Source organism: Pseudomonas sp. SYWMCR5 (assembly GCF_057197165.1).
In genome coordinates this window covers 972,232-996,355 of record NZ_JBXUNH010000001.1, presented here as the reverse complement: position 1 = coordinate 996,355, position 24,124 = coordinate 972,232, and the positions used below count along the sequence as shown (strand labels likewise).

Here is a 24,124-nt window from a genome sequence, read left to right as displayed (position 1 = left end):
TGATCCTGCAAGGTAGGCCATGTCGACAGCCCAGCCGTGGAACCGCCCCCTGACACCGCGCCAGGCGCACATGCTCTGCCTGCTCGCGCTTGGCCTGCATGTGCTGCCGCTGATTCTTGCCGACTCGATGTACCTCGACGATGTCTGGCGCGCGCAGACCGCCACGGGTAACTGGATCGCCGAAGGGCGCCTGTTCACCCAGTGGCTGCATGCCGGGCTGAGCTTCGCGGGTGGGGCGATCAACCTGTTTCCCTTGCCGCTGCTGTTGAGCCTGCCGGTGGCGGCCTATGCCCTGGCGCGCCTGGCCATCCATTACTTCGGACAGCCGCGCCCGACCGACCTGCTGGTGGTGTTGCCGCTGTGGTACAGCCCGTTCTTCCTGCAGAACCTGTCGTACCAGTACGACGGGCCCGCCATGGCACTGGGGTTGGCGGCGATGATCCTGGCGGTAAGCCTCGATTCACGCCGGTTGTTCGCTGGCACCGTATTGATTGCCTGCGGCCTGGGTTTCTACCAGGTGACGCTGAATGTATTCATCGGCTTGTGTTGCATCGACGCGGTGCGCGGCCTGTTGCGGGGCGATCGGCTGGCCAGGGTGGGCAAAGCGGTGACCCTGCGTGTGGTGCAGATGCTGTTGGGCGGGCTGGTGTACCTGTTGGTGGCGATGCCCTGGATGTCCGAGCAGCGTTTGACCATGCTGGCGGTGGACGCTGCGCTGCCGGGCGAAGTGATACAGCGCCTGGGCACTGCGTTCGAACAGGTCGCCCTGCTGCTGACGCCCGGCAATCGGGTCCTGGCGGTTGGGCTGGCGCTGCTGGCCGGCGTTGGCCTGTGGCGCGATGCCCGGGGTATCCATCGGGACCACGGCCTGCCGGGCCTGCTCGTGCGCGGCGGCGGCCTGCTGCTGGCGGTGCTGGTGCTGCTGGTGATGACCAGCGGCGTGATGCTGGCATTCGACTATTTCATTCATGGCGCGCGCACCCTGATGGGCTTTGCCTGCGTACTGGTGCTGCTGCTCTACCTGGCCAGGCGCGGGCTGGGCAACCGTGCGCCCGACCGTGCGCTGATTCTCTGCCTGCCGCTGCTGTCGATGCTGTCGCTGGCCTACGCCCATGGCCGCCTGCTGGAGGCGCAGAAGGCGCAGTTCGCTGCGATCGGCCAGTACATCGGTCAGGACATCCTCAGCCACCCGGCGCTGGACAAGGCCCGCGCCTTCTACCTGCTCGAACGCAACCAGGCCGACGGCTGGTTGCCTGCAGCCTCTGGCGCGCAGGCCCGGGCGCCGCTGCTCAAGTTCATCCGCAGTTCGGACTTCGTACTCTTGCCGGAGATGATGGCGCGCGTCGGTATCGGCCAGTTCTATATCAACAGCTCCGCCAACCAGAGCCCGGCGCCGCCCTGGCGCGCCGATGATCTGCTGGCCCGCGGCGACATACCAGTGGTGGACAACCGCCTGTACAGCATCTACCTCGTCGGCGACCAGGGTTATGTGGTGACCAAGCCGCAGCCCAGGCCCTGGACGTTGCCGTGAGCAGCGGTGCGGGCGGCCTGTTCGGCCAGATGCGGCGCTATGTGCTGGTCGGGTTGGGCAATACCTTGGCGCACTGGTCGGTGTTCTTTCTGCTGCACCTGCTGCTGGGGTTGCGCCAGGCGCCAAGCAACCTGCTGGCGTTCGCCGTGGCGGCCAGCCTGTCGTACTACGTCAATGCCCGCTACACCTTCGCGGCCAGGCCCAGCAAACGGCGCTACTTGCTGTTCCTGCTGGGCATGGGGATAGTGAGCGTGGCACTGGGAGCGCTTTCCGACTGGGCACGCCTGTCACCCTGGCTGACCCTCGTGACCTTTTCCACGGTCAGCCTGGTAGTGGGTTACAGCTACTCGCGCACTGTGGTCTTCAGACGGAGGACGCCATGAACATCACCCTCATCGTGCCGGTGTACAACGAGCAGGACACCCTCGAGCACTTCTACCGCACCGTGCGCGCCGAGCCGTCGCTGCAGGGCATGACGGTGGAGATCCTGTTCGTCAATGACGGCAGCAGCGACGAGACCGAGGCGATCTGCGCCGAACTTGCGCTGCGTGATGAATGGGTCACGGTGATCAACTTCTCGCGCAATTTCGGCAAGGAGTCGGCGCTGTTCGCCGGGCTCGAATATGCCGATGGCGATGCCATGGTGCCGATCGATGTCGACCTGCAGGACCCCATCGAGCTGATCGCACAGATGGTCGAGCGCTGGCAGCAAGGCGCCGACGTGGTCCTGGCCAAGCGCCGCAGCCGCGATGCCGACACCCCGCTCAAGCGCTGGAGCGCGCGCCTGTACTACCGGCTGCACAACCGCATCGCCTCCACCCATATCGAAGAGAACGTCGGTGATTTTCGCCTGCTCGACCGCAAGGTGGTCGCCGCGATCCGCCAGTTGCCGGAGCAACAGTTGTTCATGAAGGGCGTGTTGTCGTGGGTGGGATTTCGCACCGAGATCATCGAGTACGACCGCCCGCCGCGGGTGGCGGGGGAGAGCAAGTTCGGGCTGTGGCGGTTGTGGAACCTGGCGCTGGATGGCATCACCTCGTTCAGCACCGTGCCTTTGCGCTTGTGGACCTACATCGGCGCGGGGGTGTCGCTGTTCGCGCTGGTGTTCGCGGTGTACCTGATCGTGCAGAAGGTGCTGTGGGGGATCGACCTGCCGGGATATCCGTCGCTGCTGTCGGCGATCCTGTTCCTGGGGGGCGTGCAACTGATCGGTATCGGGATCCTGGGGGAGTATGTGGGGCGTATCTACCAGGAGACCAAGCACCGGCCGCGGTATGTGGTGCGCAAGGTGCTGGGACGGCGGCGCCAGCCGCGTTGAGCCTGTTGGATTGGTGCAGGTCTCTTCGCGGGCAAGCCCGCCCACAGGTAACACCACCATATTCAAGCTATGTGGGCTGTTGTGGGAGCGGGCTTGCCCGCGAAGAGGCCGGTACAGTCAGCGGCCAGGTTCAGCCCTTCCACACCTGCGGATTCACCAGGTCCCGTGGTCGCTCGCCCAGCAGCGCTGCGCGCAGGTTCTCCATCGCCCGGTTGGCCATGGCTTCGCGGGTCTCGGCAGTCGCCGAGCCGATGTGCGGCAGGGTCAGGGCGTTGGGCAGCTTGAACAGCGGCGAATCGGCCAGCGGCTCCTTCTCGTACACATCCAGTCCGGCACCGCGAATGGTGCCGGCTTGCAGCGCCTCGACCAGCGCCGCCTCGTCCACCACCGGCCCGCGGGCGATGTTGATCAGGAAGGCGCTCGGCTTCATCAGCTTCAGCTCACGGGCGCCGATCAGCTTGCGGGTGGCATCGGACAACGGCACCACGATGCAGACGAAATCGGACTCGGCCAGCAACTGCTCCAGGCTGCGGAACTGCGCGCCCAGTTCCTGCTCCAGCGCGCTCTTGCGGCTGTTGCCGGCATACAGGATCGACATGTTGAAGCCCAGGCGGCCACGGCGAGCCACGGCGGCGCCGATGTTGCCCATGCCGACGATGCCCAGGGTCTTGCCGTGTACATCGCTGCCGAAATGCGCCGGGCCTACGGTCGCCTGCCAATTGCCGGCCTTGGTCCAGGCGTCCAGCTCGGCGGTACGGCGGGCACAGCCCATGATCAGCGAAAAGCCCAGGTCGGCGGTGCTTTCGGTGAGCACGTCGGGGGTGTTGGTCAGGGCGATGCCGCGCTCGTTGAAGTAGTCCAGGTCGTAGTTGTCGTAGCCGACCGACACGCTCGACACCACCTCCAGCTTGCCGGCACCTTCGAGCTGCGCGCGGCCGAGCTTGCGGCCGACGCCGATCAGGCCGTGAGCCTCAGGCAGCGCTTCGTTGAACTGGGCATTGATGTCGCCCAGTTTGGGATTGGGCAGGATCACGTTGAAGTCGTGCTGCAGGCGCTCGGCCATGGCCGGGGTGATACGGCTGAAGGCCAGGACGGTCTTTTTCATCGGGCTACTTCTCTGCAAGGCGGTGGGACGATGGCGGCCTGCGAAAAGGCCGCCGCGAATCAACGATTGGTTAGCAACCTACCATTGTCGCCACCTGCAATGCAGCAGCTTTTTCAGGTGGCGATCAGCAATTCATGGGTCTTCAGGTCTGCTTCGTGCGCCGCCAGGATCTCTGGCAGCGAGTTGCGCAGGTATTCGACCCAGGTCTTGATCTTGGCATCCAGGTACTGGCGCGACGGGTAGATCGCGTACAGGTTCAGCTCCTGCAGGCGATAGTCGGGCATCACCCGCACCAGGCTGCCGTCGCGCAGGCCGTCGATGGCGGAGTAGATCGGCAGCACGCCCACCCCCATGCCACTGCGGATCGCGGTCTTCATCGCGTCGGCGGAGTTCACCTGGAACGGCGAGCTGGTGATGTTGACCATCTCCTGGCCTTCCGGACCGTCGAACAGCCATTTTTCCAGCGGAATCACCGGGCTGACCATGCGCAGGCACTGGTGCTTGAGCAGGTCGGCGGGCTTGTGTGCGATGCCGTGGCGAGCAATGTAGTCGGGGGAGGCGCAGACGATGCTGTAGGTGATCCCCAGGCGCTGGGAGACGAACCCTGAGTCAGGCAGCTCGCTGGCCAGCACGATGGACACATCGTAGCCCTCGTCGAGCAGGTCGGGCACACGGTTGGCCATGGTCAGGTCGAACGTGACGTCTGGGTGCGTCTGGCGGTAGCGAGCGATGGCATCGACCACGAAATGCTGGCCGACACCGGTCATCGAATGCACTTTGAGCTGCCCGGCGGGGCGGGCGTGGGCATCGCTGGCCTCGGCTTCAGCTTCCTCGACGAAGGTCAGGATCTGTTCGCAGCGCATCAGGTAGCGCTTGCCCGCTTCGGTCAGGGCGATGCGCCGTGTGGTGCGATTGAGCAGGCGGGTTTGCAGATGGGCTTCCAGGTTGGAGACCGCCCGCGACACGTTGGCGGTGGTCGTATCCAGCTGCGCAGCGGCGGCGGTGAAGCTGCCGAGCTGGGCTACACAACTGAAAGCACGCATGTTTTGCAGGGTGTCCATGGGTCACTCTCGATCTAGAGGACAAAATTGTGACATGAAGTAATGAAAAAGCACGTCCGACCAAAGCCGGATTATCGCTGTTTTGGTAACAAAGATTCGCAGGAATATGCGCTTATCGCCAATGAAACCCGCCCCTAGAATTGCCCGGCCCCTTCACCTCTTCCTCGGGAAATCGCAGCTGTGCCGCGTCGCAACATCGGAGCGCTTCGAGCGCTCAGTGCCTGTGCCCTAAGCCTGTCCTTGAGCGGCTGTATCGGAACCTGGGGCATTGCCCCGCAAAGCAAGACGCTGCAAGCCAACCAACTCGCCACCGACCCTGCCATCCGCGAAGCCGAGCGCGACGCCCATTGGCCCGCGCAGCAATGGTGGCGCGCCTATGGTGATCCCCAGCTGGACCGCTGGATGGACCTCGCAGTTGCCGGTAGCCCGAGCCTGGCCATGGCCGCGGCGCGGGTGCGCCAGGCCAGGGCCATGGCCGGTGTGGTCGAGTCGGCGGAACAGCTCCAGGCCAACGGCGAGGCGACCCTCAAGCGCCACAACTGGCCGGAGGATCAGTTCTACGGCCCCGGCGCCCTGTCCGGCGCCAACACCTGGGACAACAACGCCGCCATCGGCCTGAGCTACGCCCTCGACCTGTGGGGCCGTGAACGCAACGCCAGTGAGCAGGCGCTGGACCAGGCGCACATGCGTGCCGCCGAAGCCCGCCAGGCCCAGCTCGAATTGCACAACAACGTGGTGCGCACTTACATCCAGCTGAGCCTGCATTTCGCCCAGCGCGACATCGTCAAGGCCGAGCTGGAGCAGCAGGAGCAGATCCTCGCGCTGGCCAGGCGGCGTCTCGAGGCCGGGATCGGCACCCATCTGGACGTCAGCCAGGCCGAAGCGCCGTTGCCGGAAACCCATCGGCAGATCGACAGCCTCGACGAAGAAATCGCCCTGACGCGCAACCAATTGGCGGCACTGGCCGGCAGGGGACCGGGCGAGGGTGCCAGCCTGCAACGCCCGACGCTGACCCTGGCGGCGCCGCTGTCCTTGCCCTCGGCATTGCCTGCCGAGCTGGTCGGCCAGCGCCCCGACGTAGTTGCCAGCCGCTGGCAGGTGGCAGCCCAGGCTCGTGGCATCGAGGTCGCCCACGCAGGCTTCTTCCCCAACGTCGACCTGGTCGGCGGCCTTGGTTTCATGGCCACCGGTGGCGGGCCGCTGGAGTTTCTCACCGGGCGCAAGTTCAACTACAACGTCGGGCCTGCCATCAGCTTGCCGATCTTCGATGGCGGGCGGCTGCGCGCGCAGTTGGGCGCGGCTTCTGCTGGCTACGACATGGCCGTTGCGCATTACAACGAAACAGTGGTCGGGGCGTTGAAGGGTATCTCCGACCAGTTGATCCGTCGCGAGTCGATGGCGCAGCAGGCGCACTTCGCCGCCGAATCCGTCGCCGCTGCGCAGAAGACCTACGACATCGCCACGGTTGCCTTCCAGCGCGGGCTGACCGACTACCTGAACGTGCTCAATGCGCAGACCCTGCTGTTTCGCCAGCAGCGGATCCAGCAGCAGGTCCAGGCTGCGCGCTTGAGTGTGCATGCCGAGCTGGTCACGGCGCTGGGCGGTGGCCTCGACGCGGGCAGGGACGTGCCGGATGAGGCGCACCAGGCAGCGCCGAAAGCGCCGGCCCTGATTGCCTCGGGACGCGAGCAATGATGCGCTGGCTGTCCAGCCTGGAGTGGCGCCGGGGCTTCTTTGCCTGGGCGCGCACCGACGGGGTGACCTGGGTCTACATCTTCAAGGTGCTCGCTGCGGCGTTCCTCACCCTCTGGCTGGCCATGCGCCTGGAGCTGCCGCAGCCGCGCACGGCGATGATCACTGTGTTCATCGTCATGCAGCCGCAGAGCGGGCATGTGTTCGCCAAGAGTTTCTACCGCATGCTCGGCACCCTGGCCGGCTCGGCGATGATGGTCGCGCTGATCGCTATCCTCCCGCAGAACACCGAGCTGTTCCTGCCCAGCCTGGCGCTGTGGGTCGGCCTGTGCTCGGCAGGGGCCATGCGCTACCGCACCTTCCGTGCCTATGGCTTCGTGCTGGCCGGTTATACCGCGGCGATGATCGGCCTGCCGGTGCTCCAGCACCCCGACCAGGCGTTCATGGCCGCCGTCTGGCGGGTGCTGGAGATTTCCCTGGGGATTCTCGTCTCGACCCTGGTCAGTGCCGCGATCCTGCCGCAATCGGCCAGTGCCGCCATGCGCAATGCCTTGTACCAGCGCTTCGGCGTGTTTGCCGGGGTGGTGGTCGAGGCCCTGCGCGGCAACAGCCAGCGTGCGCTGTTCGAGTCCAGCAACGTGCGTTTCATCGCCGAGGCGGTGGGGCTGGAGAGCTTGCGCAACGTCACCGCCTTCGAAGACCCGCACATGCGCAGGCGCTCTGGCCGCCTGGTGCGCATGAACAGCGAGTTCATGGCCATCACCACCCGTTTCAACGCCCTGCACCGTTTGCTCGAACGCCTGCGCGCGCGCGGCCCGGCGCAGATCGTCGGCGCCATCGAACCGGGCCTGCAAACCCTGGCGCAGCTGCTCGAGCCTTACGTCGGGCGAGCCCTGACCGATGCCGATGCACTACGCCTGACCCTGGAGCTGGCGGCCTACAAGGACGGCCTGCAGGCCCAGGTGCGCGGGCTGCGTGCGGCGTACCTGGAGACCGACCCCAGCGACGCCGACCTGCTGGACTTCCACACCACCTACGAGCTGCTCTACCGCCTGGTCGACGACCTCTACAGCTACGCCCAGACCCACGCATCACTGGCCGTGCACAACCACGAACGCGAGCAGTGGGACGAGCCCTATGTGGCTCAGACCAGTTGGCTGGTGTCGTTGGCCGCCGGGGTGCGTGGTGCAGCGGTGCTGTTGCTGCTGGGCAGCTACTGGCTGCTCAGCGACTGGCCCAGCGGCGCCATGATGACCTTGATCGCCACGGTCACCGCCGGCCTTTCGGCAGCTTCGCCCAACCCCAGGCGCATGTCGTTCCAGATGGCGTGCGGCACCCTGCTCGGGGCGTTCATCGGCTTCTTCGAAACCTTCTTCGTGTTCCCCTGGATCGACGGTTTCGCCTTGCTGTGCATGGTGCTGGCGCCGGTGTTCGTGCTCGGTGCTTTTCTCTCGTCGCGCCCGGCCTATGCCGGTTATGGCGTGGGCTTGCTGGTGTTCTTCGCCATCGGCTCGGTGCCCAACAACCTTACGGTCTATGACCCGTACGCCTTCATCAACGACTACATCGGCATGATCATCGGCATGCTGGTCTGCGCTGCGGCCGGGGCGATCATCCTGCCGCCGAACAGCCGCTGGCTATGGAGCCGCCTGGAGCAGGACCTGCGCGAACAGGTGCTGTTCGCCATCGGTGGGCGCCTGCGTGGCCTGGGCTCGGCGTTCGAGAGCCGCACCCGCGACCTGCTGCACCAGGCCTATGGCCTGGCGGCCGGGAAGCCGCAGGTGCAGGCCGAGCTGATGGGCTGGATGTTCGTGGTATCGGAAGTCGGCCACGCTGTCATCGAAACGCGCAAGGAGCAGGCCAATGCCCCGGTGCACCCGGCCTACGCCGAGTCGCAGCCCTGGCGCCAGGCGATCCGGGTGATGGGGCGAGCCCTGGCGCGGCTGTTCCTGCAGCCCAACCCCAGCAACCACGAGCGCGCGCTGGTGGCGGTCGACCACGCCATCAGCCGCGTGCAGGCCACCGACGAACCCTTCGCCCGGCACTTCGACACGTCGGTGCTGCGCCGTGCGCAGAGCTACCTGCACTTCATCCGCACCTCGCTGCTCGACCCCCAGTCACCCCTGGCCCCGGCCAAAGGATTGCACCATGCCCCGTGAGATCGCCTTCCATGGCGTGTACATGCCCACCATGACCCTGATGTTCCTGTTCGCTGCGGGCCTGGCCTGGGGCCTGGACCGCTTCATCGCCAGCCACGACGGCTATCGCTTCTTCTGGCACCCGGCGCTGTTGCGCCTGTCCCTGTTCGTCTGCCTGTTCGGCGCACTGGCGCTGTCTGTCTACTGGTGAGAAACCTTCGATGAAAAAGTTCTTCAGCCTCCTCGCCACCCTGCTGGTGCTGACCGCTGCCGTGGTGATCGGCCGCCAGTTGTGGCTGCACTACATGACCACGCCCTGGACCCGCGACGGTCGCGTGCGCGCCGACATCATCAACGTCGCCGCCGATGTGCCGGGCTATGTGGTGGACGTGCCGGTGCGTGACAACCAGCAGGTGAAGAAGGGCGATGTGCTGATCCGCATCGACCCCGAGCACTATCGCCTGGCAGTGGAGCAGGCCCGGGCGCTGGTCGCTTCGCGCAAGTCCACCTGGGAGATGCGCAAGGTCAACGCGCGGCGCCGTGCCGACCTGGACAACCTGGTCATCTCCAAGGAAAACCGTGACGACGCCAGCAATATCGCAAACGCCGCCCTGGCCGACTATCAGCAGGCCCAGGCACAGTTGGCGGCGGCCGAGCTGAACCTCAAGCGCACCGAGATCGTCGCCACGGTCGACGGCTACGTCACCAACCTGAATATCCACAAGGGCGATTACGCCCGCACCGGCGAGGCGGTGATGGCGGTGGTGGACGAGCATTCGTTCTGGGTGTACGGCTTCTTCGAGGAGACCAAGCTGCCGCATGTGAAGGTGGGGGACCAGGCCGAGCTGCAGATGATGAGCGGCGAGTTGCTCAAGGGGCATGTCGAGAGCATCGCCCGTGGTATCTACGACCGCGACAACCCGCAGAGCCGCGAGCTGATCGCCGATGTGAACCCGACCTTCAACTGGGTGCGCCTGGCGCAGCGGGTGCCGGTGCGGATTCATATCGATGAGGTGCCCGAAGGGTATCTGCTGGCGGCGGGCACGACCTGCACGGTGGTGGTCAAGCCGGGCGGGGCGTGAGGGTCACTCGCCTGCCGGGCAGACCAGCACCGGCACCTGTACCCGGTCGATCACCTTGCTGCTGATCGACGGGTCCAGCAGCCTGCCGAGGCGCGACAGGTGCCGGTGGCCCATGATGATCAGCTCGCAGCCGAGTTCCCGGGTCTTGTCGACGATGGCCTCGACCGGTTGCGCGGCGACCATGCAACCCTGGCATTGGAAACCCGCTTCACGCAGCGTGGCCACCGCTTGCTGCAGGGCGCGTTCGGCCAGTTGCTGCTCCTCGCAGGCGGCGGGGTATTCCTCCAGTTCCTGCTCGGTATAGGACGCTGGGCGCTTGTGCACGGCGAAGGTCGGGTCGATGGCCAGTAGTACCTGCAATGGATGTTCGCCGGGGCGGCAGTAGCGGCGGGCGAGGTCGATCAGGGGGGCGCTGGCGGGGGAGGCGTCGATGGCGATGAGGATGGGCATTGGCGGGGCCTTGTGTCAGGGCGGGTGAGCGGTGTCGATCTTTTCGCGGAGTTGCCCGCGAAAAGATCGACACCATTCTCGAACCTTCCCCCAACCCGGATAAATAGCACCCCACGCACGGCGTCATTGCACCAGACGCAATCGTGCGACCTGCTACCATCGCGTTTCCCACACTCGCCACGGAAAACGGCCATGCAACTCCCGGACATGAACCTGCTTGTCGCCCTCGATGCCCTGCTCGACGAGGGCAGTGTGGTGGGCGCTGCGCAGCGCATGAACCTGAGCCCGGCGGCGATGAGCCGCACACTGGGGCGAATCCGCGACGCGCTGGGCGATCCGATCCTGGTGCGGGCCGGCCGTGGCCTGGTGCCGACACCCCGCGCGCTGGCCCTGCGTGACCAGGTGCGGGCGCTGGTGGAGCAGGCCGGGCTGGTGTTCAACAGCGGCGAGGACGTCGACCTGCCGAACCTGGAGCGCGCTTTCAACATCCGCACCAACGACCTGTTCGTCGCCCTGTATGGCGCGCGCCTGCTGCACATGATGCTGGCCCAGGCACCGCGTACGGTGCTGCGTTTCGTGCCAGAAGCCCATGGCGATGACGACCTCGTGCTGCGCCACGGGCAGATCGATCTGGTGGTGAGCTCGAGTATCGAACTGGGGCCGGAGATCAAGGTGCAGCATCTGTTCGATACGCACTTCGTGGGCCTGGCGCGGGACGACCATCCGATCTTCGACGCACCGATCACCCCCGAGCGCTTTGTCCGCTATCCACAGATCAGCGTGTCGCGGCGCGGGCGGGCCAACGGGCCGATCGACGTGGAGCTGGGCAACTACAAACTGCAGCGGCGGGTTTCGCTGATCACCCCGAGCTTCCACTCGGCGATGTTCTCCCTGCCGAATTCGGACCTGATCCTGCCGATGCCGGCGAATATCCTCGGCAATGTGCTGAAGTTCGGGCTGCCGCTGCGCTCCTTCGAGATTCCGGTGGAGTTGGAGAAGGTGCGGGTGATGCAGGCCTGGCATCCACGGTTTGACAATGACCCGGCGCATCGGTGGCTGCGGCGCACGCTGAAGGCGTGTTGCGGGACCGAGCCTTGAGGCCACCACCGAAAGCGGATTGCGTCTGGCGCAATATAAACCTGCCGACAAGTCAGTTTTCGTAAGCATTCCCCACCCCTAGACTTCCCACAGCTGAAAAATGTTGCTGGAGATGTCGAAAATGAGTTCCCTGACCGCGCCCGCCGCTGCGATCGCCGCCGCCCCCGTGGCGGCCGCGCCCGCGCAGACGCCCTTCGGCCTGCGCGTGGTGGTGGGGTTGTTCGGTGTGCTGCTGGCGGTGCTCTGCGCAGGCCTCAACGAGGCGGTGACGAAGATTTCGCTGGCCGATATCCGCGGCGCCATGGGCATCGGTGCCGACGAGGGCGCCTGGCTGGTGGCGGTGTATGCGGCTGCGTCGGTGTCGGCCATGGCCTTCGCACCTTGGCTGGCCACCACCTTCTCGCTGCGCCGCTTCACCATGACCGCCATTGGCCTGTTCGCCGTGCTGGGCCTGGTCCAGCCTTTCGCCCCCAACCTGCACAGCCTGATGCTGCTGCGCGTGCTCCAGGGTTTCGCCTCGGGAGCATTGCCGCCGATGCTGATGAGCGTGGCGCTGCGCTTCCTGCCGCCGAACATCAAGGTCTATGGCCTGGCCTGCTATGCCCTGACCGCCACGTTCGGGCCGAACCTCGGCACGCCCCTGGCGGGCCTGTGGACCGAATATGTCGGCTGGCAGTGGGCGTTCTGGCAGATCATCCTGCCCTCGGCACTGGCGATCTTCTGCGTCGGTTGGGGCCTGCCGCAGGATCCGCTGCGCCTGGAGCGCTTCAGGCAGTTCGACTGGCGCGGCGTGCTGCTGGGGTTGCCGGCCCTCAGCAGCATCGTGCTGGGCCTGTCGCTGGGCGATCGCTGGGGCTGGTTCGATTCGGCCTTGATCTGCTGGCTGCTGGGCGGTGGCCTGCTGCTGCTGGTGCTGTTCATGTACAACGAATGGTCCGAGCCCTTGCCGTTCTTCCAGTTGCGCATGCTGTCGCGGCGCAACCTGAGCTTCGCCTTGGTGACCCTGGCCGGTGTGCTGGTGGTGCTGTCGGGGGTGGGCAGTATCCCCTCGGCGTACCTGGCGCAGATCCAGGGCTATCGCCCGGCGCAGACCAGCCCGCTGATGATGCTGGTGGCCATGCCGCAATTGATCGCGCTGCCGCTCACCGCAGCGCTGTGCAATATCCGCGCGGTGGACTGCCGCTGGGTACTGGCGAGCGGGCTGGCGATGCTGGCGGCCTCGTGCGTGGGCAGCAGCCTGCTGACCAGCGAATGGATCCGCGGTGACTTCTACCCGTACTACCTGCTGCAGGTGTTCGGCCAGCCGATGGCGGTGCTGCCACTGCTGATGCTCTCGACCAACGGCATGACCCCGCAGGAAGGCCCGTTCGCGTCCGCCTGGTTCAACACCGTGAAGGGCCTGGCGGCAGTGGTCGCTACCGGCCTGCTCGATGCCCTGGGCACCCTGCGCCGGCATTTTCATTCCAATCATCTGGTCGACAGCCTGGGCAATGCGCCACTGCTGAACGACGGCGCGGCGAACCTGGCCAGGCGCCTTCACGAACAGGCCCTGGTACTCACCTCGGCCGACCTTTACCTGGTGATGGCCTGCATCGCCGTGGCCCTGATCTGCCTGATTCCCTTTGTGCCTACCCGGGTCTATCCGCCCCGTGCGGTGGCCTGACGCTGTAGTTCGAGACAAATGACATGACGCAAACACGCAAGACAGTTTTCATCGGCTCGGTCCTCGCCGTGGCCGTCCTCGCCGCCATCGTCGGCCCCTGGATGTTCGGCAGCGACCACCGCCAGAGCACCAACGACGCCTACGTCACCGCCGACTACACCGTGGTCGCGCCGAAGGTGGCCGGCTTTATCAAGCAGGTGCTGGTCGAGGACAACCAACAGGTCAAGGCCGGCCAGTTGCTGGCGATCATCGACGCCCGCGATTACCAGGCCGCGCTCGATGCCGCCCAAGCCCAATTGCTGGTGGCCAAGGCGCAGGCCATCGATGCCCGTGCCACCCTCGAGCGGCAGGCGGCGCTGATCGCCCAGGCCGAGGCTGCGGTGAAGGCCGCGCAGGCCGAGGCTGGTTTCGCCGACCATGAAGTGACGCGCTACAGCCGTCTGGCCGAGCAGGGTGCCGGCACCGTGCAAAACGCCCAGCAGGCCCGCAGCCGGGTCGACCAGGCCCGTGCGCGACTGGCCAACACCCAGGCGGCGCTGGTCGCCACGCGCAAGCAGGTGGATATCCTCCAGGCCCAGGTCGCCAGTGCCGATGGCCAGCTCAAGCGGGCCGAAGCCGGCGTGGAAAAAGCCGAGCTGGACCTGTCCTACACCCGCATCACTGCGCCGGTGGACGGCATGGTCGGTGAACGTGCGCTGCGCGTTGGCGCCTACGTCAATCCGGGGGCGCGGCTGCTGTCGGTGGTGCCGCTGCAACAGGCCTATGTGGTCGGCAACTTCCAGGAAACCCAACTGACCCATGTGCAGCCAGGCCAGCCGGTGCGTATCAGCGTCGACACTTTCTCCGGCGAAACCCTGCACGGGCATGTCGAGAGCATCGCGCCGGCCACCGGCGTTACCTTCGCCGCGGTGAAGCCGGACAACGCGACCGGCAACTTCACCAAGGTGGTGCAGCGTATTCCGGTGAGGATCGTCTTCGATGATGGGCAGCCTCTGCTCGAGCGTCTTCGCGTGGGCATGTCGGTGGAGGCGACCATCGATACCCAGGGTGACACCCTGGCTGGCAAAGAGGTGACGGCGCGATGAAAGCTCATCCAGCCATTGCGGCAGCCACTCCCACGGTGCTGCTCGCCGCGCTGTTGGCCGGCTGCACCCTCGGCCCGGACTTCCAGCGCCCCGACAGCCAGGCGCCGCAGCAATGGAACGCCCTGCAGGGCGAGCAGGCGGCGAGCCAGCCTGTGGCAGAGCCGCTGCAACTGCGCTGGTGGGACAGCTTTCACGACCCGCGCCTGAGCGCGCTGATCGAGCAGGTCGCGACGCGCAACCTCGATCTGCAGATCGCCAGCGCACGCCTGCTGCAGAGCCGGGCGCTGCGCAGTACCGTCGCCGCCGACGAGTTGCCGTCGGTGGATGTCAACGCCGGCTACAGCCGCGCGCGCAACAGTGCCGAAGGGCTGAGCGACCCGTCCGGCAAGGCGGGCAAGTCGGCCTTCAACCTGTGGCAGGGCGATCTGGTTGCCGGTTGGGAGCTGGATTTCTGGGGGCGGGTGCGGCGCCAGGTCGAGGCCGCCGACGCCAGCGTCGAGGTCGCCGAGAATGACCGCAATGGCGTGCTGCTGGCGCTGCTCGCCGAGACTGCGGGTGACTATATCCAGTTGCGCGCGGTGCAGCACACCCTGCAGGTCACCGAGGATAACCTGAAGGTTGCCCGGCACAGCCTGAAGCTGTCCGAGGACCGCCAGGCCGAGGGCGTCGCCACTCGCCTCGACGTGGCCCAGGCCAACGCCCAGGTGGCGTCCATCGAAGCGCGCCTGCCGACCTTGCAGGCGCGTCGCGATGACCTGATCAATGCCCTGAGCCTGCTGGCGGCCGAGCCGCCGCGCAGCCTGCAGAGCACCTTGCTGGACGCTGGCGCGTTGCCGGCACCGGAGCAGAAGTTCGCCATTGGCGTGCCCTCGGAGCTGGCCGAGCGCCGCCCGGACATTCGCCAGGCAGAAGCCCGCCTGCATGCCGCCACCGCGAGCATTGGCGTGGCCAAGGCCGATTTCTACCCCAGCATCCGCTTGTCCGGGAGCGCTGGCTTCCAATCGATGCAGCTGGCTGATTTCGGCAACTGGGATTCGCGGCGTTTCGCCTTCGGGCCGCAGTTGTCGCTGCCGATCTTCGAAGGCGGCCGCCTGAAAGGCACGCTCCAGTTGCGTGAGGCGCAGCAGCAGGAGGCGGCGCTGAACTACCGCAAGGTGGTGCTGGGTGCCTGGCACGAGATCGACGATGTGCTGCGCTTGTACAACGCCAGCCAGTTGCGGCGCGACCACCTGGCCGAGGCGGTACGGCAGAACCGCATTGCCCTGGAGACGGCGCAGCGTCAGTACGTGGAAGGGGCGGTGGACTTTCTCAACGTGCTGACCGTGCAGTCGGCACTGTTGGCCAGCGAAGAGCAGTGGATCGACAGCTCGGCGGCGGTGTCGCAGGCGCTGGTGGGCCTGTACAAGGCGCTTGGCGGCGGCTGGCAGGCGTTCGACAAGGTTTGAGATGGGTGGTGGATTCTTCGCGGGCAAGTCGGGGCGCGAAGAATCCACTACCGCTTCAAAGCGGCCGCAACAACCCGAAGCGCTTGCGCAACACCTTGTCCAGCAACCGCTGCGGCAGTAGCCGCGCCATCAGTGGCAAGGCGGTGCTGCCATTGCCCAGCCTTACCAGCGCCGGTGTCGGCGTCTTGCGTGTGGCTGCCAGCAATCCCTGGGCGAAGGTCGCCGCCGGGGTCGGCCTGTCCTGCGAGGCGCGGGCCCTGGCCTGCACCTGCTCGCGCAGCGGCCACCACGGCGAATCCGCTGCCAGTACCTGCTCGGCTTCGTGTTGCGCATTGCTGGCGAACTGTGAAGCGATCGCCCCGGGCTGCACTTCCATCACCCGGATCCCGAACGGTGCCAGCTCCAGGCGCAGGGCGTCGCTCAGCGCATGCACGGCGGCCTTGGAGGCGCAGTAGGCGCCGGCGAACGGGGTGACCAGTACCCCCGACACGCTGCCGATATTCACCACCAGGCCTTTGGAGCGACGCAGCAGCGGGAACAGGGCGCGGGTTACGCCGACCAGCGAGAACACATTGGTTTCGAACTGGCGCTGCAGGGCTTCGACGCCGCCGTCGAGCAGCGGTCCCATGGCGCCGTAACCGGCGTTGTTGATCAGGATGTCGAGTTCCGGCAATTCCTCGGCCAGTCGTGCCAGGGCCTGCGGGTCGTTGACGTCCAGTTGCCGGGCGGAGAAACCTGCGGCGGCGAGGCGCTCGACATCTTCAGGCTTGCGGGCGGTGGCCCAGACCTGGTGGCCGGCATCGCGGAAAGTATCGGCCAGGGCGCGGCCGATGCCGCTGGAACAACCGGTGATGAGGACGGTGGGCATGGTCAGGGTCTGCTTTCAGGTGAGGTGTGTAGCGTCTGCACCGGCCTCTTCGCGGGCAAGTCGGAGCGCCGAACCGCCGCTCCCACGGCCAAGCTATCTGTAGGAGCGGGCTTGCCCGCGAAAAGGTCGACGCGGTCGCCCGGTCAATTGGCAAATGTACCTTGCAGGTGCTCGGCACGAAACTCCAGGGTCTGCGGACGATACCCGGAGCGCAGCGGCGGCAATGGCAGGCAGTCTGTCCATTCGGCACCGGGCTGCAGCTCACCGGGCCCGCGATAGCGCGGCGCGGCATAGGTGTTTTCGGCAAGGTTGACCGTATCGCCGGGGGCGTAGGCGGCAACCCGCCAGCGCAGTTCGGTGAGCGGTGCCTTGTTGCCGTTTTTCATCCGCACTTGCAGGGCGCGGTCGGCGGGGCATTGGTCAGGCGCATAGCTCAGGCGCAGATCGAGGCGGGCCAGTTGCGAGGCCTCGCGGCTGTCCTGCCAGACCACGAACAGCGCGACCAGGCCCAGGCCGCACACGGCGGCCATGGAAATCGGCAGGGCCTTGGCCGGGTAGCGCAGCAGCAGGACCAGCCAGGTGAGGATGAGAAAGGCGCCGATGATCATGTGCGCAGATTCCGTACAAGGATTTGCCCATCTTGGCGGCAGTGGCGCCAAGTCGCAAGAAGGCTGTCTGCCTGACCATCCGCCACGTTTGGTAAAACTGGTATTTTTGTCAGGTTCGCGTTCATGTCGATATTGATAGTCTCTTGATCGTTGTCGCGCACTTTCCAACAGCGACTGAGTGACAGGAACGGAGAGAAGTACGTCACTCTGTGCACAATATCGAGGGCACCGTTGAGGGCTTCGTCAAGGGTCGAAATTTTGCGCGGTGCACATCTTTCGCGCCGAGCTAAGTTGCGAGTTCTGTTTTTCTCAGGAGAGTTTCTCATGATCGCAAAACATAAAGGCACAGAAGTGAAAGTTGATTCTAGCTATTTTAAGGGTGTGTTGACTCGTGAGCGTGATGGCGAGGTAGTGAAAACATACGAAGTCGATATTCGCAGAGTGAGTGTCTATGACTTTGATGATGAGAGGACCGTTGAGGCTAGGGATGATTCCGGCGGCATCGTTTTGACTTTTGTGTATAACCCTGAGTCACCGGAACGCACGAATATTCTAAATATGGAAATCGACAATCGCGATTTGCCCTATGCGTACGGAGAAGAGGGTACGATTTTCGATTTGGTCAGTACGCCAAACGAAGTTTCCTGCCGTCTCTTTACGGCGCCGCTGAGAGGCGATGGAACCGGCACGCTATCATTTGCAGGTCGTTTTCACGTTGATCTTGCCTGAGCGACAGGTCGGCTTTCCGCGCTCGGGCCTGATATTCAATGAGCCTGATTGATGTATCAACGATCCTCGATATACAGCCTCGCTCCCATTACCGAACGGAAAGGTTTGAACCGAACATCGCAGGGCACGCCACAGCGGTAATGTACCTCTGTCACTTGCCCCGCGATGGTACTTGCTCAAATTACTGCGCGATGGTCTTCACCGAAACCCCACGCTCCAACGGCGTGGACGTGCGCCCATACACATCCTCGAAGCGCTCGATATCATCCTCGCCCAGGTAGCTCCCGGACTGCACTTCGATGATCTCCAGCGGGATCTTGCCGGGGTTGCGCAAGCGGTGCACCGAGGCAATCGGGATGTAGGTCGACTGGTTCTCGGTCAGCAGGAACACGTTCTCGTCGCAGGTCACCTCGGCGGTGCCGCTGACCACGATCCAGTGCTCGGCGCGGTGGTGGTGCATCTGCAGCGACAGGCTGGCGCCGGGCTTGACGGTAATGTGCTTGACCTGGAAGCGTCCGCCCATGTCCACCGAGTCGTAGGAACCCCATGGGCGGTACACCTCGAGGTGGTTCTGGGTCTCGCTGCGGCCTTGCTGGTCGAGGGTGTTGACCAGTTGCTTGACGCCCTGGACCTTGTCCTTGTGGGCGATCATCATCGCGTCCTTGGTCTCGACCACGACGATGTTCTCAAGGCCGATCACCGACACCAGCTTGCCGTTGCCGTGGATCATGCAGTTGTGGCTGTCCTGCACCACCACATCGCCCTTGGTGACGTTGCCGTTGTCGTCCTTCTCGTGCACGTCCCACAGCGACGACCAGCAGCCCACGTCGCTCCAGCCGGCCGACAGCGGCACCACGCAGGCACGCTGGGTCTTTTCCATCACCGCGTAGTCGATGGAGTTGTCCGGGCAGCAGGCGAAGGTGGCTTCGTCGATGCTCAGCACATCGGCCTCTTCGTCGCTGCGCTCCAGGGCCAGCAGGCAGGTGTCGTAGATGTCCGGGTCATGCTTTTTCAGCTCTTCGAGGAAGCGGCTGGCGCGGAACAGGAACATGCCGCTGTTCCAGAAGTAGCCCCCCGCGCGGACGAACTCGTTGGCGCGTTTCTCATCGGGTTTTTCGACGAACTGCGCGACCCGCGCCACGCCCTCGGGCAGCAGGGCGTCCTGGCTGGAGCGGATGTAGCCGTAGCCGGTCTCGGGCTTGGTCGCCGGCACGCCGAACAGCACCATCTCGCCGCGCTCCGCCGCCACGGTGGCCAGGGCCAGGGCGCGTTGCAGGGCTTTCTGGTCCTCGATCACGTGGTCGGCGGGCAGCACCAGCATCAGCTCGTCGCGGCCCTCATTGACCAGCTTCATCGCAGCCATCGCCACCGCCGGCGCGGTGTTGCGGCCGAAGGGCTCCATGAGAATGGCCTGGGTTTCGAGCTTCAGGCCCGCCAACTGCTCCTGGACGATGAACTTGTGGTCCTTGTTGCAGACCACGATGGGGGTGTCCATGCCCTCGAACACCAGGCGCTGGAGGGTCTGCTGGAACAGTGTGTGTTCGCCGGTCAACGCCAGGAACTGCTTGGGGAACTGCTTGCGCGACAGAGGCCACAGACGCGAACCGCTACCACCAGAAAGAATTACCGGGATCATCATGTTTCTCCAATAGTCGTTTAGAGGCAGGGGGATCAGTTGCTAGCGACGGGGCGAGTCACCCACACCGGCGACAAGCTGTTGCCGGAACCGGTGACATACAGCACGGCCGCTTCGCCGCGCTCCAGGGCGACGGGTTTGACGTCGCTGACTTTCTTGTTGCCGTCGAACAGGGCCAGGTTGACCTTGACCGGATTGATTTCACGCTCGCCGCGCCCCTTGGCGGCCACCGCCTTGACCACTTCGGTCTTGCCGTCGGCAGTCTTCAGGGTCAGCGACTGGTCGCTGAGGTTCTGCACGCGCACCAGCGCTTTTTGCTTGTTCTTGAACGGTGGCTCCTCGATCAGTTGCGGGTTGCCAGCGTTGTTGTTGACCAGGGTGTAGTACGTGTCCGAGGCCAGCTTGACCGGCACGCTCTTGCCGCCGACCTGGGCGGTGTAGTCGCCGCCGGGCAGGAAGCTGAAGTCGCTGCTGGCCTGGGCACCGACCTGCTTGATCTGGGTATTGCCGACCGAGGCCGCGGTCGGCGCGGAGCTTGCGTTGTACAGGCGCACGAAGGTCGAGCCTTTCGGGGCGCTAGGGCCATAGAGTGCAGCGTCGGCGCCGGCGAAGGCCTGCAGCGAAGCCAGGGAAAGGCCGGCCGCGAGGGTGAGGGCTTTGGCGATGGATGGCTTGTGAGTCATGTGCGTGTTCCTCTCTTTCAGTGGTCCGTCCGGTTGGACGAAAGGGCCAGGTTTTCTTCGGATTTACGGGTGTTCTTCAGTTGCGCGATCCACTGCGGATCGAAGCTGCTGAGGTCGTTCTTCATGGGCAGATAGCGCTCGGGGAACTCCCACACCACGACCTGTGGCGGGGCGTTCTTGAAGGCGTCGCTCTGCAGGTACTTGAGCATCGGCAGCAGCGGACCGTGGCCGTCCTCGGCGTAGTTGGCGACGTCGCTGTGCAGCGCCTGCTGCAGGGCGCCGAGGAAGTTCCAGTGCGGGTTGGCGCTGTAGCTGGTGCCCACCAGCGCCACCGGGATGGCGCTGTCGGCGAACAGCGCGTCATCGCCCTGGCCTTCGCTTTGCGCCGGGCGGGTGGTGCGCTGCTGCAGGTTGTCCGGGGGTGGCAGCAGGTTGTTGAACAGCGGGTCGAGCGGCAGGAAGTTGGTCAGGTCGCCTTTGTATGGCGCAGTCTTGCCCGCCTCGGTGATGTAGGCCTGGGGTTCGGTTTCGAGCAGTTGCTGGCGCTTCACGCCCTCGGCGATCGCCTGGGCGACCACTTCGGCGCCCATGGGCGTCCAGTGGGTGTCGGTACGCAGGAACACCTGGCCGCGGGCCTTGGCCTGCTCCAGCGGGGCCAGCAGGTCGGGGGCGAACACGTTGGCCTGGCGGGCCTGGGCGTGGAACTGGTTGAACAGGTCCGCATGCAGGCTGGCAGGTGCCTGCTTGCCGAGGTATTCGTCATAGACGCGTGCCTTGGCTGGCAGGATCGCCAGCACCAGCTGGATGTTCTGGCGCTGCAGGGTGTCGCGTACGCCGCGAATCAGCGCCAGGTTGTCCTGCATCAGGTGGTCGGCATTGGCGGTGGGGTTGAACTCTTCATCGCTGAACAGCCACTGGTCGCGGCCCAGCACCACGCCGGGGCGGCCTTCGTTGAACAGCTTGAAATCCAGGGCCGCCCAGAGGTTGGTGCCCAGGCGCTTGATCGGGAACTGGTCGTCGTAGTGGGTTTCGGCGGCCTTGGCCAGCTTGCCGTCGAGCAGGGTCATCTGCCCGGTGCGGTTGAAGCTGTCCAGGCCACCGACCGACCAGGCGCCCAGGCCCAGCAGCAGGCCGAGGAACGACAGCGAATAGGTGATGCGAAGTGTGCGGTTCATGTCATCCACCTCAGAACTGGAAGTACAGGAACGGCGAGTAGCTCTGCGCCGAAAGCTTGAGGATCGAGGCCACGAACAGCAGCAGCACCAGGGCCCGGGTCATGACCCGGGTCCAGTCCAGGCTCAGCGTGCCGTCGCCATGTACTTGCGCCGGAATGCGCGGGGCGGCCGGTGGCGTTGCGTTGCGGAAGAAGTCGCGCAGGCCGAAGAACGCCAGGGTCAGGTAGGCGACGATCAGCGTGGCCACCTGCAGGCCGGTGAGCTGGGCGCGGTTGAGTTCCGACAGTTGCCACTGGCCGAAGCTGAACATGGCGCCGTACATGCGCCCGGCCACTTCGAGGTTTTCGGCGCGGAAGATCACCCAGCCGACCACCACCAGCAGGAAGGTGAAGGCCCACTTGACCGGGTTGAAGCGCTGCGGGTTGGTGTCGATACCCAGCGCCCGTTCGATCGCCAGCCACATGCCGTGCCAGGCACCCCAGATGATGTAGGTGAAGTTGGCGCCGTGCCACAGGCCGCCCAGCAGCATGGTCAGGAACAGGTTGCGGTAGGTGGCGAAGGTGCCTTTGCGGTTGCCGCCCAGGGTGATGTACAGGTAGTCGCGCAGCCAGGTCGACAGGCTGATGTGCCAGCGCCGCCAGAACTCGGTGATCGACTGGCTGATGTAGGGCTGCTTGAAGTTCTCCATGAAGCGAAAGCCCATCATCAGGCCCAGGCCGATGGCCATGTCGCTGTAGCCGGAGAAGTCGAAGTACAGCTGCGCGGTGTAGGCCAGCGCGCCCAGCCAGGCATCGCCTGTGGTGGGGTTCTGCAGGGCGAAGCAGTGGTCGGCGACCACCGCCAGGGTGTCGGCGATGAACACTTTCTTGATGAAGCCCTGCATGAAGCGAGTGCAGCCTTCGGAGAACTTGTCCAGGGTGTGGGTGCGGTTGTTGAACTGATCGACCAGGTCCTTGAAGCGCAGCACGGGGCCGGCGATCAGGTGCGGGAAGATCGCCACGAACGCGGCGAAGTCGATCAGGTTGCGCGTGGCCGGGGTGTCGCCGCGGTACACGTCGATGATGTAGCTGATCGACTCGAAGATGTAGAACGAGATCCCGATCGGCAGCAGCACATGGGTGAGGATGAACGGCTCAAGGCCGAACGAGGTGATGATCGCGTTGAGGCTGTCGACACCGAAGTTGGCGTACTTGAAGTAGCCGAGGATCGCCAGGTCCACGCCCACGCCCAGCAGCAGCCAGCGCTGGGCCGGCTTCGTGCGCACGCCGGCGGCGCCGACTTTCAGGCCGATCCAGTAGTTCCACAGGGTGACGCCAGCGAACAGCGCCAGGAAGTCTACCCGCCACCAGGCGTAGAAGATGTAGCTGGCCACCAGCAACAGCAGGTTGCGATAGCGGTTCCCGCTCAGATAGTACAAGCCGAGGAAAACCGGCAAGAACAGGAACAGGAACACGTTGGACGAGAAGACCATCCCGGTTCTCCTTTTTGTTCACAGCATCCGGGGCACAGCGCCCCCCAAACCCCCCACGAAAATGCGGGGGATCACCTTGGTCCCTGTGGGAGCGGGCTTGTCCCGCGATTGCGTCAGTCGATTCGCCGGTGTTGTCCAGTCGGACGCAATCGCGGGACAAGCCCGCTCCCACAGGGGTCACTTCATTTTTTGCTTTCCGCGCTCGGGTCGTAGACCCGGGTCATGTCGCCCCCCATGCGGAAGCTGTTGAACGGCTGCATGTCGTGCTTGCGCTCGAGGGTGTCGCCGACGCACTGGTACAGCGCGCACCAGGGCTCGAGCCAGGCGTACTTGCTGTCGACCTTGAGGTCCTTGAGGTCTTGCTTGACCCCCGCGCGCTCGGCGAAGTGCACCGGATCGCGGGCACCGGCCAGCACGCCTTCGCCCAGACGCTGCAGGGCGAAGTTGTTTTCCTTGCGCAGGTCCACGCCGTTGGCCTGGGCGAAGCTGGCGATCATCGCCAGCGGCGGCAGGGCGTAGTTGTGGTAGGCCAGCGCGCGCTGGCGACGCTTGACCTCGTTGGGCAAGAAGCCCTGGTCGTCGACCTGGTTGGCGCCGACCTTGTATTCCTTCACTGCCCAGTCGAACAGGTCGCGCCGATCGGTCGCCACTGCCGTGGCCATCACTGACCAGGCCGCCCAGTAGCTATGGTTGTTGATCTTCTCCAGCGGCAGGTCGCTCCAGTCGCGCACGGTCTGGGTCGCCAGCTTGGCGAGCCACTTCTCGATCAGCTCGGCCTCGGCCTGGTGCGCGGCCAGTGGCTGGGAGTTGGAGAACTTCAGGCGCAGCCACGAGCCGCTCATGCTGCCCAGCGCCCATTTGCGCATGGACTTGCCGGTGTGGTTGAAGTCGGTGGACTCCAGCGCATCGGCGCGTGCCCAGGTGCCGAGCCAGGTCAGCACGCAATCGAGCTGGGCCGGGCGACCGTCGCGCATGTACTGGCCGACCATCTTGCTGACACCCTTCTCCAGGGTGGTGATATCGGCAGTGGAGTCGCGGAAGGCTTTTTCAGAGGCGACGTTGAGCGTTGCCCGGGCCTTGTCCGAGCCCTCGTACTTGCTGCGAAACTGCAGCGCGCCGGTGTACGGCTTGGGCGCGGCTTCACAGGTGAAGTTGCCGTCGCTGGTCTTGAGTTTCTCGATGCCCTCGTAGTAACCCTGCGGGGGCACCAGCGCAGCCTGCGCGGCACCGCCGAACAGGGCCAGCGCGAGCAGGGCGGGGCTGAAGGTTCGCTTCAATGTCGTCAT

22 protein-coding genes are annotated in these 24,124 nt (G+C 65.2%); 12 read left to right on the top strand and 10 right to left on the bottom strand.

The features are described 5' to 3' along the window. The first annotated feature begins 19 nt into the window (after positions 1-19). From AC2CGW_RS04700 to AC2CGW_RS04690, 3 genes are read left to right on the top strand one after another with little or no spacing between them, the layout of a single operon-like run. Positions 20-1,531, top strand: coding sequence for a glucosyltransferase domain-containing protein (locus tag AC2CGW_RS04700; RefSeq protein WP_484573597.1), 1,512 nt, complete (start codon positions 20-22; stop codon positions 1,529-1,531). Continuing rightward, positions 1,528-1,914 carry a GtrA family protein gene (locus AC2CGW_RS04695; RefSeq protein WP_346655305.1) on the top strand — a complete coding sequence of 129 codons (387 nt, stop codon included), beginning with the start codon at positions 1,528-1,530 and terminating at the stop codon, positions 1,912-1,914. Before AC2CGW_RS04700 ends, AC2CGW_RS04695 begins: the two co-directional genes overlap by 4 nt. After that, a complete protein-coding gene (locus AC2CGW_RS04690) occupies positions 1,911-2,849 on the top strand; it encodes a glycosyltransferase family 2 protein (RefSeq protein WP_063546050.1) in 939 nt (312 codons plus the stop codon). Before AC2CGW_RS04695 ends, AC2CGW_RS04690 begins: the two co-directional genes overlap by 4 nt. A gap of 130 nt (positions 2,850-2,979) precedes the next feature. Here the strand turns inward: AC2CGW_RS04690 and AC2CGW_RS04685 are convergent, their stop codons facing one another. Further along, positions 2,980-3,954, bottom strand: a complete 975-nt coding sequence (locus tag AC2CGW_RS04685) for a 2-hydroxyacid dehydrogenase (protein WP_186668160.1) — start codon at positions 3,952-3,954, stop codon at positions 2,980-2,982. 113 nt (positions 3,955-4,067) lie between these two features. Beyond that, the gene (locus AC2CGW_RS04680) at positions 4,068-5,015 is read right to left on the bottom strand and encodes a LysR family transcriptional regulator (RefSeq protein ID WP_186668158.1); all 948 of its coding nucleotides are present in this window, start codon (positions 5,013-5,015) and stop codon (positions 4,068-4,070) included. 180 nt (positions 5,016-5,195) lie between these two features. Here AC2CGW_RS04680 and AC2CGW_RS04675 point away from each other — a divergent pair, with 180 nt between their 5' ends. The 4 genes from AC2CGW_RS04675 to AC2CGW_RS04660 are packed head-to-tail and all read left to right on the top strand — an operon-like array spanning position 5,196 to position 9,927. Next, complete coding sequence (locus AC2CGW_RS04675) at positions 5,196-6,710, top strand: efflux transporter outer membrane subunit (RefSeq protein ID WP_484573596.1); 1,515 nt, start codon at positions 5,196-5,198, stop codon at positions 6,708-6,710. Beyond that, positions 6,710-8,866 carry an FUSC family protein gene (locus AC2CGW_RS04670; RefSeq protein WP_484573689.1) on the top strand — a complete coding sequence of 719 codons (2,157 nt, stop codon included), beginning with the start codon at positions 6,710-6,712 and terminating at the stop codon, positions 8,864-8,866. Before AC2CGW_RS04675 ends, AC2CGW_RS04670 begins: the two co-directional genes overlap by 1 nt. Then, positions 8,856-9,056, top strand: a complete 201-nt coding sequence (locus AC2CGW_RS04665; protein ID WP_054894899.1) for a DUF1656 domain-containing protein — start codon at positions 8,856-8,858, stop codon at positions 9,054-9,056. The genes AC2CGW_RS04670 and AC2CGW_RS04665 overlap by 11 nt, the downstream gene beginning before the upstream one ends. Positions 9,057-9,066: 10 nt before the next feature. Beyond that, a complete protein-coding gene (locus AC2CGW_RS04660; RefSeq protein WP_186710987.1) occupies positions 9,067-9,927 on the top strand; it encodes an efflux RND transporter periplasmic adaptor subunit in 861 nt (286 codons plus the stop codon). A gap of 3 nt (positions 9,928-9,930) precedes the next feature. Here the strand turns inward: AC2CGW_RS04660 and AC2CGW_RS04655 are convergent, their stop codons facing one another. Further along, positions 9,931-10,377, bottom strand: a complete 447-nt coding sequence (locus AC2CGW_RS04655; RefSeq protein ID WP_484573595.1) for a universal stress protein — start codon at positions 10,375-10,377, stop codon at positions 9,931-9,933. Between the two features lie 192 nt (positions 10,378-10,569). On the opposite strand from AC2CGW_RS04655, the gene AC2CGW_RS04650 reads away from it, so the two are divergent. From AC2CGW_RS04650 to AC2CGW_RS04635, 4 genes are all read left to right on the top strand, one after another. After that, the gene (locus AC2CGW_RS04650) at positions 10,570-11,475 is read left to right on the top strand and encodes a LysR family transcriptional regulator (RefSeq protein ID WP_186668152.1); all 906 of its coding nucleotides are present in this window, start codon (positions 10,570-10,572) and stop codon (positions 11,473-11,475) included. 121 nt (positions 11,476-11,596) lie between these two features. Further along, the gene (locus AC2CGW_RS04645) at positions 11,597-13,138 is read left to right on the top strand and encodes an MFS transporter (RefSeq protein ID WP_484573594.1); all 1,542 of its coding nucleotides are present in this window, start codon (positions 11,597-11,599) and stop codon (positions 13,136-13,138) included. A gap of 23 nt (positions 13,139-13,161) precedes the next feature. Further along, the gene (locus tag AC2CGW_RS04640; protein ID WP_484573593.1) at positions 13,162-14,223 is read left to right on the top strand and encodes an HlyD family secretion protein; all 1,062 of its coding nucleotides are present in this window, start codon (positions 13,162-13,164) and stop codon (positions 14,221-14,223) included. Then, positions 14,220-15,668, top strand: a complete 1,449-nt coding sequence (locus AC2CGW_RS04635) for an efflux transporter outer membrane subunit (RefSeq protein WP_186710984.1) — start codon at positions 14,220-14,222, stop codon at positions 15,666-15,668. Before AC2CGW_RS04640 ends, AC2CGW_RS04635 begins: the two co-directional genes overlap by 4 nt. Positions 15,669-15,723: 55 nt before the next feature. On the opposite strand, the gene AC2CGW_RS04630 is transcribed toward AC2CGW_RS04635, so the two are convergent. Both AC2CGW_RS04630 and AC2CGW_RS04625 read right to left on the bottom strand, forming a co-directional pair. Next, a complete protein-coding gene (locus tag AC2CGW_RS04630; RefSeq protein ID WP_065864146.1) occupies positions 15,724-16,536 on the bottom strand; it encodes an SDR family oxidoreductase in 813 nt (270 codons plus the stop codon). Positions 16,537-16,679: 143 nt separating this feature from the next. After that, a complete protein-coding gene (locus AC2CGW_RS04625) occupies positions 16,680-17,144 on the bottom strand; it encodes a multidrug transporter (protein WP_186711183.1) in 465 nt (154 codons plus the stop codon). 324 nt (positions 17,145-17,468) lie between these two features. Between AC2CGW_RS04625 and AC2CGW_RS04620 the strand changes: the two genes are divergently transcribed. After that, positions 17,469-17,873 (top strand): hypothetical protein, encoded by a 405-nt coding sequence (locus AC2CGW_RS04620; RefSeq protein WP_484573592.1) that lies wholly within the window; start codon positions 17,469-17,471, stop codon positions 17,871-17,873. Between the two features lie 181 nt (positions 17,874-18,054). Here the strand turns inward: AC2CGW_RS04620 and AC2CGW_RS04615 are convergent, their stop codons facing one another. The 5 genes from AC2CGW_RS04615 to AC2CGW_RS04595 form a co-directional block, all read right to left on the bottom strand. Continuing rightward, complete coding sequence (locus tag AC2CGW_RS04615) at positions 18,055-19,509, bottom strand: mannose-1-phosphate guanylyltransferase/mannose-6-phosphate isomerase (protein WP_484573688.1); 1,455 nt, start codon at positions 19,507-19,509, stop codon at positions 18,055-18,057. A gap of 35 nt (positions 19,510-19,544) precedes the next feature. Beyond that, positions 19,545-20,192: an alginate O-acetyltransferase AlgF gene (locus AC2CGW_RS04610; protein ID WP_186668142.1), complete on the bottom strand. Its 648-nt coding sequence runs from the start codon at positions 20,190-20,192 to the stop codon at positions 19,545-19,547. Positions 20,193-20,209: 17 nt separating this feature from the next. Further along, positions 20,210-21,367, bottom strand: coding sequence for an alginate O-acetyltransferase (locus AC2CGW_RS04605; RefSeq protein ID WP_484573591.1), 1,158 nt, complete (start codon positions 21,365-21,367; stop codon positions 20,210-20,212). Between the two features lie 10 nt (positions 21,368-21,377). Further along, complete coding sequence (locus AC2CGW_RS04600) at positions 21,378-22,838, bottom strand: MBOAT family O-acyltransferase (RefSeq protein ID WP_484573590.1); 1,461 nt, start codon at positions 22,836-22,838, stop codon at positions 21,378-21,380. Between the two features lie 182 nt (positions 22,839-23,020). Beyond that, complete coding sequence (locus AC2CGW_RS04595) at positions 23,021-24,124, bottom strand: mannuronate-specific alginate lyase (protein ID WP_186711188.1); 1,104 nt, start codon at positions 24,122-24,124, stop codon at positions 23,021-23,023.

Bases quoted from the DNA above. Each gene is read 5' to 3' on its own strand.
- AC2CGW_RS04665 (WP_054894899.1), top strand. From the start codon at position 8,856: ATGCCCCGTGAGATCGCCTTCCATGGCGTGTACATGCCCACCATGACC.
- AC2CGW_RS04605 (WP_484573591.1), bottom strand. From the start codon at position 21,367: ATGAACCGCACACTTCGCATCACCTATTCGCTGTCGTTCCTCGGCCTG.
- AC2CGW_RS04640 (WP_484573593.1), top strand. From the start codon at position 13,162: ATGACGCAAACACGCAAGACAGTTTTCATCGGCTCGGTCCTCGCCGTG.
- AC2CGW_RS04595 (WP_186711188.1), bottom strand. From the start codon at position 24,124: ATGACGACATTGAAGCGAACCTTCAGCCCCGCCCTGCTCGCGCTGGCC.
- AC2CGW_RS04660 (WP_186710987.1), top strand. From the start codon at position 9,067: ATGAAAAAGTTCTTCAGCCTCCTCGCCACCCTGCTGGTGCTGACCGCT.
- AC2CGW_RS04625 (WP_186711183.1), bottom strand. From the start codon at position 17,144: ATGATCATCGGCGCCTTTCTCATCCTCACCTGGCTGGTCCTGCTGCTG.
- AC2CGW_RS04685 (WP_186668160.1), bottom strand. From the start codon at position 3,954: ATGAAAAAGACCGTCCTGGCCTTCAGCCGTATCACCCCGGCCATGGCC.
- AC2CGW_RS04650 (WP_186668152.1), top strand. From the start codon at position 10,570: ATGCAACTCCCGGACATGAACCTGCTTGTCGCCCTCGATGCCCTGCTC.
- AC2CGW_RS04670 (WP_484573689.1), top strand. From the start codon at position 6,710: ATGCGCTGGCTGTCCAGCCTGGAGTGGCGCCGGGGCTTCTTTGCCTGG.
- AC2CGW_RS04600 (WP_484573590.1), bottom strand. From the start codon at position 22,838: ATGGTCTTCTCGTCCAACGTGTTCCTGTTCCTGTTCTTGCCGGTTTTC.
- AC2CGW_RS04635 (WP_186710984.1), top strand. From the start codon at position 14,220: ATGAAAGCTCATCCAGCCATTGCGGCAGCCACTCCCACGGTGCTGCTC.
- AC2CGW_RS04610 (WP_186668142.1), bottom strand. From the start codon at position 20,192: ATGACTCACAAGCCATCCATCGCCAAAGCCCTCACCCTCGCGGCCGGC.
- AC2CGW_RS04615 (WP_484573688.1), bottom strand. From the start codon at position 19,509: ATGATCCCGGTAATTCTTTCTGGTGGTAGCGGTTCGCGTCTGTGGCCT.
- AC2CGW_RS04700 (WP_484573597.1), top strand. From the start codon at position 20: ATGTCGACAGCCCAGCCGTGGAACCGCCCCCTGACACCGCGCCAGGCG.
- AC2CGW_RS04655 (WP_484573595.1), bottom strand. From the start codon at position 10,377: ATGCCCATCCTCATCGCCATCGACGCCTCCCCCGCCAGCGCCCCCCTG.
- AC2CGW_RS04690 (WP_063546050.1), top strand. From the start codon at position 1,911: ATGAACATCACCCTCATCGTGCCGGTGTACAACGAGCAGGACACCCTC.
- AC2CGW_RS04620 (WP_484573592.1), top strand. From the start codon at position 17,469: ATGATCGCAAAACATAAAGGCACAGAAGTGAAAGTTGATTCTAGCTAT.
- AC2CGW_RS04645 (WP_484573594.1), top strand. From the start codon at position 11,597: ATGAGTTCCCTGACCGCGCCCGCCGCTGCGATCGCCGCCGCCCCCGTG.
- AC2CGW_RS04630 (WP_065864146.1), bottom strand. From the start codon at position 16,536: ATGCCCACCGTCCTCATCACCGGTTGTTCCAGCGGCATCGGCCGCGCC.
- AC2CGW_RS04680 (WP_186668158.1), bottom strand. From the start codon at position 5,015: ATGGACACCCTGCAAAACATGCGTGCTTTCAGTTGTGTAGCCCAGCTC.